The 13,335-nt window shown below is 54.8% G+C and carries 7 protein-coding genes; all 7 read right to left on the minus strand.

Going from position 1 to position 13,335, the window contains the following annotated elements; all coding sequences use genetic code 11:
- Positions 1-25: 25 nt before the first annotated feature.
- The 7 genes from CGLAMM_RS02270 to rpoD all read right to left on the minus strand — a co-directional run bounded on the left by CGLAMM_RS02270 (position 26) and on the right by rpoD (position 13,155).
- Positions 26-1,246 carry a class I SAM-dependent methyltransferase gene (locus tag CGLAMM_RS02270; RefSeq protein ID WP_394819507.1) on the minus strand — a complete coding sequence of 407 codons (1,221 nt, stop codon included), beginning with the start codon at positions 1,244-1,246 and terminating at the stop codon, positions 26-28.
- Positions 1,247-1,593: 347 nt separating this feature from the next.
- Positions 1,594-2,190, minus strand: coding sequence for a 50S ribosomal protein L9 (gene rplI / locus CGLAMM_RS02275; RefSeq protein WP_394819506.1), 597 nt, complete (start codon positions 2,188-2,190; stop codon positions 1,594-1,596).
- A 10-nt stretch (positions 2,191-2,200) separates the two neighbouring features.
- Entirely contained in the window at positions 2,201-2,479 is a 279-nt protein-coding gene (gene rpsR / locus CGLAMM_RS02280; protein WP_319806205.1) for a 30S ribosomal protein S18, read from the minus strand.
- A gap of 5 nt (positions 2,480-2,484) precedes the next feature.
- A complete protein-coding gene (gene rpsF / locus CGLAMM_RS02285) occupies positions 2,485-2,952 on the minus strand; it encodes a 30S ribosomal protein S6 (RefSeq protein ID WP_394819505.1) in 468 nt (155 codons plus the stop codon).
- 243 nt (positions 2,953-3,195) lie between these two features.
- Entirely contained in the window at positions 3,196-8,580 is a 5,385-nt protein-coding gene (locus tag CGLAMM_RS02290; RefSeq protein ID WP_418115295.1) for a Hint domain-containing protein, read from the minus strand.
- Between the two features lie 59 nt (positions 8,581-8,639).
- Positions 8,640-10,049: a hypothetical protein gene (locus CGLAMM_RS02295; RefSeq protein WP_418115296.1), complete on the minus strand. Its 1,410-nt coding sequence runs from the start codon at positions 10,047-10,049 to the stop codon at positions 8,640-8,642.
- Between the two features lie 1,138 nt (positions 10,050-11,187).
- Positions 11,188-13,155, minus strand: a complete 1,968-nt coding sequence (gene rpoD, locus CGLAMM_RS02300) for an RNA polymerase sigma factor RpoD (RefSeq protein WP_394819503.1) — start codon at positions 13,153-13,155, stop codon at positions 11,188-11,190.
- Positions 13,156-13,335 lie beyond the last annotated feature (180 nt).

Raw genomic sequence — 13,335 nt, forward strand, 5'->3', positions numbered from 1 at the left:
CGGCCTTTGCATACCATGCTCCCGCTTATTTTTCCTTCGGCCGACGCGCATCCTGTATCATGTAATCTCTGGTCAGAGGCACGGCGTTGATATCTTTCGTCAGTTGCAACTGGAAATTCATGTGGCCTTGAAGACGAAAAGCCAGCTCCGCACCGGTGAGATAAAACTCAAACATCCGACAGAAACGCTCATCGTAAAGTGTGCGGATCTGATCGCGATTTTTTCTGAAGCGCTCCCGCCAGGCGGAAAGTGTCTTGGCGTAATGAAGGCGCAAAATCTCACAATCCGTCAGCCAAAGGCCGGACCGCTCCACGCTGGGCAGCACCTCACTTAATGCCGGGGAATAGCCGCCGGGGAAAATATATTTATTGATCCACGGATTGGTTGAGCCCGGCCCATCCGACCGCCCGATCGCATGGATAAGCGCTACCCCGTCAGGATTGAGGCTGCGCGCGACGGTTTGAAAAAACGCGTCGTAATGATTGATCCCAACATGCTCAAACATGCCGACCGAAACGATGCGATCATAAGTTTGCTGGGATTTGCGATAATCGCGGAGCTCGAACGTCACCTGCTTATCAAGCCCGGCCTCCTGCGCGCGTTGCCGTGAGACCTCCAACTGCTCCCGTGAGAGGGTGATGCCCGTCACATGGGCGCCATAATCCTTCGCCAGGGTCAATGCCATGCCGCCCCAGCCGCAACCGATATCCAGCACCTGCAAACCCGGGCGATCCAGTCGCAATTTCGCGGCGATGTGCCGCTTTTTTGCGGCCTGCGCTTCCTCCAGAGTCATATCGTCGCGCTCAAAATAAGCGCAGGAATATTGCATGTCGTCATCAAGAAACAGCGCATAAAGGGCGCGGTTCAGGTCATAATGCTGCGCGATATTCTTCCGCGCGCGGACAAGCCCGTTAAGTTGGCGCACGCGGCGGGTCATGTAACGCCCGTAAGCTTCGAGACGGTTCAGGAGGTGATTGGAGGACCGCATATTATCCATCAACACCGTCAGGACATCTTCAAGGCTGCAATCAACGGCTTCGATATCGCCATTCATCCAGCTTTCACCAAAAGCCAACTCGGAATTGAGCAGAAGGCCACGAAGGGCGGAGTCGGCATTGATGCGTATCGTGGCGGCGCGCCCGTTCTCCGCGCCTTTAAAAGATCTGGCGGTGCCGTCCGGTAGGATAACCGTCAGCGCGCCCGCCCGAATAAACGCTTTGAGAATTTTTTCCAAAAGAAACGTCATCGTCGCCCCAATTCCTGTCAGCTTGGTTGCCCTTATGAGAAACCGAAGCGAAATCCCCGTCAATGCTTATGGAAAAAATTTTCGCGCTATTGATGACTGACGCGGTTTCATGTTTTGGACAAATATTCGTTAATAGGGCATGTCATCATACTCGCATCTCATCATGCCATTTTTGTGCAATTTAGGCATAAAGGCGGGCGGACATGGAAATGGGCCAGAAAATCATCGTCATTCATCCATGATATCACGTGGGGCGGCCCCATGCGCGCAGTCCCCCTTCATAACGAAAAAAAAAACCCGGCGAAAGAGATCGCCGGGTTTTCCATAAAGTCATAATAGTGATGTGATCAGCTTTCAGAAACGTCGCTGACCTCTTCCGTGGCTTCCGCCTCGGCAACCACTTCACCTTCTTCCGCGTGCACTTCCGGCTCTTCAACGTCATCATGGTCAGGCCCGATGACTTCGCCTTTCGCCTGACGCTCAGCCTCTTCCTCAGACCGCGCAACATTGACCGTGACGGAAATCGTGACTTCCGGATGGAGCACAACCTGCACAGCCACGAGTCCCAGCAATTTGATCGGATGCGGCAGCACAACCTGCGTACGCTCAACCGTCAGACCAGACACGGTAATCGCCTCCGCAATATCGCGCGAGGTGACCGAACCGTAAAGGCTGCCACTGTCACCAGCCTGGCGGATGATGACGACCGCCAAACCGTCCATACGCTCAGCGAGACGTTCCGCCTCTTCACGCTTTTTGAGGTTCAGCGCCTCAAGCTGCGCGCGGTCCGTTTCAAAACGCTTGCGGTTTGTCTCATTCGCGCGCAGGGCCTTGCCCTTCGGCAGCAGGAAATTGCGTGCATAACCAGGCTTGACGCGCACGACATCGCCCATCTGGCCGAGATGCGCAACACGCTCGAGGAGGATCAATTCAATTTGTGACATGATGTGCCCCTCAGCTCATGACATAAGGCAGAAGCGCCAGAAAGCGCGCGCGCTTGATCGCCTGGGCGAGTTCACGCTGCTTCTTGGCGGAAACCGCCGTGATGCGGCTCGGCACAATTTTGCCGCGCTCGGAAAGATAGCGGCTCAACAGGCGCACATCCTTATAGTCGATCTTCGGCGCATTTTTGCCGGAGAACGGACAGGATTTGCGACGCCGGTAAAAAGGACGACGCGCCCCGACGGCCATACGACGCGCTGCGGGATTCACTTCATTTGTTGTGTCTGTCATGAGGCTTACTCCGCATCCATGTCGGCGTTTTCACGCGCGCGATATTCTTCACGGTCATCGCCGCGACGGCCGCCGCGTCCGCTTTCAAAGCGCCCTGACGGCTTGTTGCCACCGGCACGGAAGCCGCCACGATCACCCCCGCGATCCTCACTTTTGCGCGACAGGATCGGCGATGGGGCCGGGTCAATCGCATCGACACGCAGGGTCAGGACGCGCAATACGTCCTCATTGAGGCTCAGCTGACGCTCCAGTTCCCGAATCAGTTCGGGCTGTGCATTGAGGCCGAGCAGGACATAATGCCCCTTACGGTTTTTCTTGATGCGGTAAGCGAGGCTGCGCAGGCCCCAGAATTCGCGTTTTTCGATCGACCCACCGCCTTCAGTCAGCAGCTTCTCGATCTGTTCAACAATTCCCTCGACCTGCGCCTGAGAAATATCGTTACGTGCAATCAGCACGCTTTCATATAATGGCATTGTAACTCCCTTTGGATTGCTTCAACCCGATCACGCCGTGATGGCGGTGACATCCTTTCCCCAGGATTATGGGTATAGCCGCTGCGATGCCGTCGCCCGGCAGGGAAGAGGTTGCGTAAACCACATTCAGACCGATAAAGCAAGGTAAATCATGGTTGGCCCGGTTGCACCCTGTTCATGAAAAAACGGCCCCAATGCTTTCCGCACGGGGCCGCTCATTTTTCTCGATCTCTTTGGCTGATGTCAGGCCGCAGCGATTTCCTGCCGGGTCACATCCGCCTTAGGGACAATCAAGTAAGGTCCCTCCTGCAATAACTGAATATGCAGGGAAAAATCGAAGTTGCCACGTTCCTCAGAGGCAGGCAATTTCAAGACGGCGCAACCATCTGTCCACCTTGCGGCGGGATGCTCGACACCATGCCACCCTGGGGCATCATCGGTGAAATGATGCGTGAGTTCGGTGATGTGCTGCGGCCCGATCAGATGCACCGCCCCCACCAGCACGCCCAGCATCCGCCGGTCATCCACATAAGGACCAATCACATCACAAGGCCGGCTCGCCCGGCTGACAAGGCACACCGCATCCACACCCTTCGGCAGGTTGAAGACATACCCCCCCTCACGATGCGAAACAGGCCACAGCGCCCCACCATCGGGCATTAAAAGGTGAAGTCCCGCATCCATCGTCACACAGGCCTCAGACCGCGCCCCCTCAGGCAATGCCAGAAGCCGCTCACGGCACACCTCAAGCCCGGCAAGGCGCGTACTCACAGGCTCCACCTGCCCACGCGTCACATATAACGGGGCCGCAAGCTCAGACACCGTCTTCGGCCGCAAGCCCACAACGCCACGCCCCGCGCTGAAACGCGCCCGGTTGCCCGTATCCAGATAGGTCTCCATATGCAGCCCCGCCGCACTGATGATCGCGTGCTTCTCCGTCTCAATATGATGAAAACGATATGTCGGCATCTCACGCTCATAGGCAATGCTGCCCCCATTGACCAGCATACGCACAGGGATCAGCCCGCCATCCACAAAAACACAATGTTCCGACGTCACCAGAACATCCTCAAAAGGCGCACCAGGCCCAAAAGCATCCTTGACAATACGCACAGCGTAGCCCGCAAGGTCGCCAGGAACATCCATCCGGCACGTCACATCGCCCGAACCCACCCAGCGAACAGCCGTCGCAACTTCCGCGCCATCCTCATACGTGATCACAGCGTCGCCAGGTAACAGATCCTCAACCAGACGCCAGCCTTCAGGCGTGTAAATCCGCGTGCCACTTAAAAAGCACGTCTCAATCTCCGTCCCGCCATCCGGGTCAGCGCTGATCGTCAAGACCTCATCATCTTTGAGGGTGGGGCCGGAGACCTGGTCGAGAATAAGTTCATGATGCCGGGGAACGCCGCGATTTTCAGGCGGTGCGACATAATCATAGATGAAGTGAATTTTACCGGCCTTGTAATAAGCCTCCGTGATCGTCACGCCCTTGAGAGTCAGGCCCTTAAGGTCGAGCTTGACGCCGTCGCCGAAATTCTTGATCCCGACCTTGATGTGCGTGTCCATCTGCGTCGCGTCGAACGCTTCTTCAAAGCTGATGGTGCAGCCCATTTTGGCGGCTTCATCGCTGATTTCAACCGTGGCGGAACATTGAGAGCCATCTTCAAACTTCACGACCCCAAGCGCACCAACTTTGATGACGGGCGAGATATCAGCGTCTTTCATGACCATCAATGTCGTGCCCGCGCCGACATTAATCACGTTGCTTGCAAGGCCACCCGTAATCGTCCCGGACAATTTGACGACGCCGTCACCTTTCAGATTCAGCACACCCTTCACGGACATGCCGTTATTAAAGTCCAATTCCGCATTTGATTTGCCGAAATCAATCGTGCCGCCGTTAGCTGAAACGGAGACACTGCTCTCAATGTCGAAACTGCCACTTTGTTTCAGGATGAGCGAACCACCATCGAACGCGATGGACGCGCCGGTATCCGCCGTCAGCGATGTGCCATCAAATGTCAGCGTGCCGGAGATTTCAGTTGTGCCGCCAGTCAGGTCAAGCGCTTTGACGGTCACCGAATCTGTGACACTGATCGTGCCATCTGCCTGCGTCACTTTGTCAATCGTGCCGCCATTCAGCGTGACCGTGCCTGTGTCACCCTTAAGCAGCGTCAGGCTCGTCATATCCGTGCCAAAGGTGCTATCGGCGGAGCTGTTGACCGTGACGGCCCCCAGCGTCCCTTTCTTCAGGTCGACGTGGCCTGAACCGGAGATTGCCAGAACATCTTTTGTGTAGCTGATGGTATTGACGGTGACGGAACCACCCGAGACGGTAAATTTGGTTGTCACCGTCAGCCCGTCAAAAGTGAGTGTCCCGCCGGAAACATTAAGCGTGTCGACGGTGATTGACTTTTTGATATCAACGACATCACCGCCGGAGACAGTCAAACTTGTCACCTTCACGCTATCCGCCGTCAGTTTCAGCGTGCCGCCGGCAACTGATATCGTCGAGAGTGAGCTCTTATCCAGCGTCGTCGTGCCGGCATTATCTTTGAGCAGCGCGAGCGATGTGAAAGGCGCACTGATGCTGCTATCGCCGGAGCTGGAAATGGTCACATCGCCCAGACTACCGTCCAGAATCTTGATCGCACCACTGCCGGAGACGGCCAGGGCGCCGCCAATTGTCAGGTGTGAAACTGAGAAATTTCCACCACTGACCGTCGCATCGCCAGAAATTTTTACCCATGAGCCATCGAAAGAGCCGCCGGATTGCGTCAGGGAAGCGACCACTAACTGCGTGAGTTCGGAGGTGCCGGATGTTGCCGTGAACGTGCCACCTGAGAGGGTCAGGGATGAAATGATATCGCTGACCCCGCAAGTGACCTTCCCATCTTCCACGATAAGCGGGACGTTGAGCGTCACAGAGTCGGCGAGTTTCAGGATGCCCAGACTGTTAGCGACGTCAAAGCTCCCCGTCTCATTACCGTCGGGCCTCGAGATCTTGGCGCCCTTCGCTAGATCAACCTCGCCAGTGACGTCGTCACCCCCACCGATGGAAATGACACCTGTCAGCGTAATCGACCCCGCGAGGGTGCCAAGCCCGCCGAAACGCGGCTGGTCATTTGTGCGTGTGGTATTTCCGAAGGTGGTTTTAGAGCTACCGAGACCCTGATCATAATACGGGTTATACCCGACTGTGAGATTCCCGATTGATGCCCCATCAGAGAATGAGATCGTAGAGGTTTTCCAGCTACTTGAGCCGCCATCCCAATAATTACCAGAGACGGCCACATGTCCATCGCCGGAAAAACCATACTTACCCAGGTCGATCGCTGCGGACGCCACAACTTTCGCATCGCTGTCCAATATGAATTTTGCCGCGACTTTGACCGTGTTGTAATCCCAGCCGATCACATAATTGCCGGATAACGTGCTCTCAACATCAATTTCCAGACGGGCCTGCGAATTGAGAACAATAACGCCGGATTCACCCGTCTCAGCGCGTCCACCTTGCATGTAAACGGTTGAACCGTCGAGGACCTGCGCCCAGAGTTTGTTCTCACCGGCATTATCATTGTAATATTGGACGTCTGCCTCTTTGACAGAGCACCCGGCAGCCGAGAATGACGTGTCGGGCTTGCCGCCGGAAAAATGGTAGACGCCGTCCTTTTTGATATAAAAATCACCTTTGATGGAAAAAGCATGACTGATGGAAAGCGTGCCCGAGGTGATGTAAACATTCAGGAAGCCTGCGCCGTAAATAATCTGCCCGCTCAACGTAACTGAATATGCGCTGGAAACGTCGATATTAATAATCGGGTTAACTGAGGCTGATCCTGACGCCACCAGGATGGGCACGATCATATCCGTGCTCATCTGATTGGAATAACTAACGTCAATTTGCCTGACGATGGGCAGGAAATCGAAATTGGTCGATGTATCGTAAGATGTCCCAAGCACCTTATTGACCTCTTCCCACGCCTGAATCTTTGCGTAGGCATGCCAGCCAAACGTGCTCCAATACATTTTATTGATGCCGCCACTATCTCCATTTTGGTCGGAGTCAAGGCACTTTTGATCGATACGTCCACTCAATTTGATCGTGAGAGCGCTCCAATGGATATACCATTTACGCGCGTTATCCCACGTCATTGTCCCATCGGGGAGCACGCTCGCATTCAAAGCTTCATTATTGTAAAGATTTTTCCCTGAGACATGCTCGAGGATGATCTCATGCTCCTCGACTTCGCTCGTCGTCTGATTTTTTTCTTTGTAGAGAACGTGAATTTTGCCATCGAGGAAATAAGCTCTCTCGAAAGTAGCGCCATTTTCATGCAGCGCGTCGAAATCCAGCTGCACACCGTCCTTGAAATTTTCAATCGTGACATTGATGTGTTTGATCAGACCCGACGAACCGTCATCCGCAAAGTGAAGGACGCCGCCCTTCTGCGACGCATCGTCACTGCAGACCACTGTCGCCGTTGCGCTGGCGGTATCTTCAACTGAAACGTGGCCGCCAGCTTCCAGATGGATTTTCGGCGTGATGACCGCATCCTTCATGATCTTCAATGTCGTGCCAGCATGAACGGTAATGATATCCGCATCATCAGAACCGGTGACATTGCCATATAAGCTGACGACACCGCTGCCCTCGATATCGAGGGCGCCTTTGACATCAAAGCCATTCTTGATGTTGAACTCGGCAAGTGACCCGCCCAGATCAATCTTGCCGCCATTTTTGGACACGTTGAACGCGCCATCCATGTCATATGTGCCGGCATGACTGAAGGTCAGCGTGCCGCCATCCAACGTGACATTCGCGTCCTTCCCAATCGTCACGGTGGACTCACTCAGGGCGAGCGTGCCGGAAATCGTCGTTTTACCGCCGGAGAGATCGAGCGTCCTGACCGTGACCGTTTTAGTCACGTTTAAATTGCCATCCTGCTGCGTGATTGTCGAAATCATTCCGCCCGTCAGCGTGACTGTGCCCGTATCTCCAGTTTGCAGCGTGAGGTTGGTAATATCCGCGCCGAGCGTGCTGTCAGCGGAGCTGTTGACCGTCACCGCTTTAAGGACGCCACCTGAAAGATTAACCGCGCCGGAACCCGTGATCGCGAGCGTGTCCGCCGTGTAATTGATTGTGTCAGCCGTGACAGTACCGCTGCTGATGCTAAAGCTCTGACTCACTTTCAGGGTGGCGCATTTGACATCACCGTTCGTGACGGCGAGCTTATCGACAGTCACATTATGGTCACTGGCGACATGCCCCCCTGAAACTGTCAGCGTTGTGACGGCAACATCCTGCGCCGAGAATTTCAGCGTCCCGCCAGCGACGGTGACGGTCGGGAGTTTTGTGCCGGTAAGGGTCGTCGTGCCGGAATTGTCGGAAGAAAGTTGCAGCGAGGTGAAGCTGGCCCCGATGGTGTTATCGCCGCTACTATTGATAGTAACGCCAGCCAGCGTGCCACCTGAAAGCTTGACGGCGCCTTTGCCCGACACATCCAATGCGCTGTCGCACTTCAGGGACGTCGCCGATAATGTGCCGCCACTGATGGCGGTTTTGCCCGTAAAATGAGCGTATCCGGCTTTGAGCAGCCCACCTGTCAGACTGAGCTTATCCACGGTAAGGATGTTATCGGCGGCGGCGCTCGGTGTTCCGTCAAATGTACCGCCGGAAATGGTCAGGGAGCCGAAACTGTCATTTTTGCCGCAGGTAAAGTGCCCCCGAGCATATCAACATCGCTGAAATAGTCGCTGTCGCCACATGTGACGGTCCCGTCATCCATTTTCAACGGGACGTTCATCTTGACCGAGTCTTCGAGCTTCAGGACGCCGAGACTGTTAACGATCTCGACATTCCCCTTTTCATTTTTGTCGGGCCTCGAGATCGTCGCGTCTTTTGCCAGATCAACTTCGCCGGTTGACTTGTCACCGCCACCAATCAAAAAGCTACCGCTGAGCTTGACGGTTCCGGAAAGCGCCGCCGTGGCACCGTAACGTGCATGGAGGTTTTTGAGAGACGCATCACCCAAAACCGTCTGCGCGCTGCCGATACCCTGGTCGAAAAAGGGATTATAGCCAATCGTCAGATTGCCAATGGTGGCGCCGTCTGAGAATTTAACGGCGGATGTCTGCCACGACGAGCCATTCCAATAATTACCGGTGATGACCAGATTTCCATCGCCCGAGTAACCGAATTTTCCAAGGTCAACATTGGTGGAGGCCACAACCTTGGCGCCGCTCGACAGGACAAACCGGGCATTGGCATCAACCGAATTATTATCCCACCCGATAATATAATTGCCGGACATGACGCTCTCGACGTCAATTTTGAGACGCGCACCGGAATTGAGCACAACGACGCCCGTATCACTCGTTGTGGCTGAACCACCCTCAAGATAAACGGTGGAACCATTCAGCACCTGCGCCCAAAGCTTGTGCCCGTCCGCATTGCCATTATCGTAATGAACGTCAGCTTCCTTAACGCTTCGCCCCGCAGCTGAAGCCGTCGTGTCAGGTTCCTGCCCTTTGAAATTATAGGAGCCTTTTGGCTGGATATAGAAATCACCCGTGATGACAAAAGCACGATCAATCGTCAGCGTGCCGGACGTAATATAAACGTTGAGGAAGCCACTTCCGAAAATGATCTGTCCGCTGAGTTCAACCGAGCCTTGATCGCCGGTGAGAATATCGACCCTGGGATCATCCTTGCCAGCCTTATTGGCGAGTAATACCGGGACAGATACTATAGTGTCGCTTTTAAACTCAGCTTTGGTGTCGACAATAGCGGGGATAAAAGTAAAATTCGTGTCTTCAGGAACGTCCGAGCCCAGCGCTTTATTGATCCACTTCCACGCCTGCGCTTTCGCCGAAAATGTGAATGGCCAAAACGACCAGGTCATTTTATTGATCCCGGAGTCAGAATCGAGACAAGCCTGATCAATGCGCCCGCTCAAACCAACCGTCAGCACGCCCGTATTGGAATACCACTTTTTCACGCCGTCCCACGTCATTTTGCCGGCGGGCAGCGGATCGGCATTCCGCGCTGTCAAAGACATATTGACCGCATTGAGCCGACGAGAAACCGTCAACGCGTCATCGACCTCCTTAACATGGTCCGGCTCTGCATCGCGATTTTCTGAAATTCCATCATCAGTGCGCTGTGTCTGTTCCCCTGACGACGCGGCCACGTCGTTCGGCGCGGCGCCCGGGGGATCTGCGGCAATTTCGTGCCGTCATCCATGGATCGATCCACTGAGGAGGGCGCGCTATCAGAAGTCGTCTTATCCGGCGTACGGCCAGGCGGGAACGCTGACGCGTCCTGCGCGCGCGCACCAACCGTTTTTTTCGACTTCCCTGTATCTTTCTGCGCCACTTTAAGATCCTTCAGAACCAAAGCGCCACCATTTGTGGGTGTAGATATTCAGATCAATTTCATTGTCATCTGAAATAGCGGGAACGAAGCGACCTTGCCGCCATCGCCCGCTCCACATTAGTGTCGCATCACCGATATTCTGCGTTATTCTACTATCCCGTTAGGTTAATGTGAGAGACAAATTATTTAAAATAAGGTTTACACGGTTGCTCTGCCAGTAAACCCACAATTCACGACCTCCTATTACCGAGGTTATTAATATTTTTTTTATTGAATTCTATTTTAGTCTCCCTGGCTTTACTTGAGACGCCCCGCCCCCTCCACTTGGGGAGACGCGCTTCGGTAAGCGACTTGAAGAGGTCGCCCATCGCGGTAAGGAGGGGCGCATTTTGACGGCAGGCGGTGCGGCGGGCGCGCTTAGCATCTCAGCTCTGCCCGAGATTGCCGAGATCCCCCTGTGAAGCTTAATCTTCATTTCATCAGAGCCCGTCCGAACAATGTTTGCCCCCCTCTCAGAAAAGGAGCACGCGTCACCTCGGCGCACGTTCGTCATTGTCATCGGAAACGCAGCTTCGACGGCTGACGAGGCCCTGCCTGCAGAGACCCATCGTTAATAAAACTTGAAGCCGTTAAAGCTTTTAAAGTTTCATTAAATTTGAGGGTTTCGACGCATCGTGAACGGACCAGCATCCAACGATGCCGCCATGATCGGCGTTGATTGTCGCGATAGCTCAATCACAATTGCGGCACTCTCGACCGACCGGCGGAAGAATGCCCGCCACATTGTCACAAAAAGACAAAAAAAAACGCGACTTCCATGAATGGAATGTCGCGCTTTCTGCCTAACCGTGAAGTCAATTATCTTCGAGGAAAGACCGCAACTTTCGGCTGCGGCTGGGATGCTTCAATTTGCGCAACGCTTTCGCCTCAATCTGTCGAATGCGCTCACGTGTCACGTTAAATTGCTGCCCCACTTCTTCAAGCGTGTGGTCCGTATTCATCCCGATACCGAAGCGCATCCGCAGGACACGCTCCTCACGCGGGGTAAGAGATGCGAGCACGCGCGTGGTCGCCTCGCGCAGGTTGGTCTGGATGGCCGCATCCAGCGGGATGACCGCTGTCTTATCCTCAATGAAATCGCCGAGATGGCTGTCCTCCTCATCACCAATAGGCGTTTCGAGGGAAATCGGCTCTTTCGCGATTTTAAGGACTTTCCGCACCTTCTCAAGCGGCATACCCAGTTTTTCGGCAAGTTCCTCCGGGGCTGGCTCACGCCCGATTTCATGCAGCATCTGGCGTGACGTGCGGACGAGCTTATTGATTGTTTCAATCATATGGACCGGGATGCGGATCGTCCGCGCCTGGTCCGCGATCGAACGCGTGATGGCCTGACGGATCCACCAGGTCGCGTAGGTGGAAAATTTATAGCCGCGGCGATATTCAAATTTATCGACGGCCTTCATCAGGCCGATATTGCCTTCCTGGATAAGATCCAGAAATTGCAGCCCGCGATTGGTGTATTTCTTCGCGATTGAAATGACGAGGCGCAAATTAGCCTCGATCATTTCTTTCTTGGCGCGCGTCGTGTCGCGCTCCCCGCGTGAAACAACAGCGTAAACCCGGCGGAACTCACTGACGGGCAGGCCGGTATGATGCGACAGCTCCGCCACCTGCGCGCGCAGTTCGGCAATGCGTGCATAATGGCGCGTGGTCAGGTTTTTCCAAGCTTTCGAGGAGAGGGCGGAGACGGTGTCAAGCCAGTTCGGGTCAAGCTCCCGCCCGCGATATTTGGCGAGGAAATCGTCGCGCGTCACGCGACAGCTTTCCGCAAGGCGCAGCATCTGCCCCTCAAGGCTATTGAGGCGCTGGAATTGCGACTTCAGATGCGTCACCAGTTCCTCAATGCCATTATTATGAAGTCTGATCTGCTCAACCATTGACACGAGCCTGTGGCGGACTTCCTCATATTCTTTTTCCTGCTTGGAGGAAATCGCCTCACCCCGGGTCATGTTCTCAATGCGGTCAACCTGGAGGCTGCGCAGATGATGATAAAGCGGCTCAATCGCCTCAAATGTCGCGAGGATCTCCGGCTTCAGCTTTTCCTCAAGGGCGGAAAGGGACAGGCCAGCGCCGTCCCCCTCGCCCGTTTCCTCGCCGCCGCCATTTTCATCGAGCGCCTCTTCCGTATCGTCCTCATCGTCAGCGCCGCTCTCTTTATCTTCGGCGCCCGTTTCCTCTGTTGGTCCGTCATCCGTCTGGCTTGCTTCCAGATCAACAATTTCACGGAGAAGCATTTCGCCCGCTTTGAGGCGGTCATGCCATGAGATGATAGCGCGGAATGTCAGGGGGCTTTCACACAGCCCGCCAATCATTTCATCCCGACCCGCCTCAATACGTTTGGCAATGGCGATCTCCCCCTCGCGGGAGAGGAGCTCCACCGCCCCCATCTCGCGCAGATACATCCGCACCGGGTCATCCGTGCGGCCCGCACTTTCACTGACATTGCCCGTCTGTGCTTCTTCAGCTTCCTCAGACTCGTCCTGCTCTTCAACCTGGGTTTCGGCTTCCTCAGAATCGTCGCTTTCTTCATTATCGACGACCTGAATGCCCATTTCCGACAGGTTGGCCATGACGTCCTCAATCTGCTCGGACGACATCTGCTCTTGCGGGAGGACGGTGTTGAGTTCATCAAACGTGATGTGCCCACGCTCGCGCCCTTTGGCGATCAGCCTCTTGACAGACGCAGGCAGAGTATCAAGAACGTTATTATCGTTGTCCTGATCCTGAACTCTCTCGGCCGTGCTGGCTGTTTTCGTCGCCATTCGATACTCCCATATCCCGCCTTCGCCATCAGATCCGCGGTCCCCAAACCTTAGAAAAAGCGCTACGCCCGCCGCACAGCGCAATGCGACACGTGCGGCAGGTCCAGTCTTTTCTCCGTGATATGCGATTCACCCGCAACCTTGGCAGCGTGCAGGTGGGCTATCCGAGCCTTGAAGTCA

The organism is Sorlinia euscelidii, assembly GCF_036452135.1.
Classification (GTDB): domain Bacteria; phylum Pseudomonadota; class Alphaproteobacteria; order Acetobacterales; family Acetobacteraceae; genus Sorlinia; species Sorlinia euscelidii.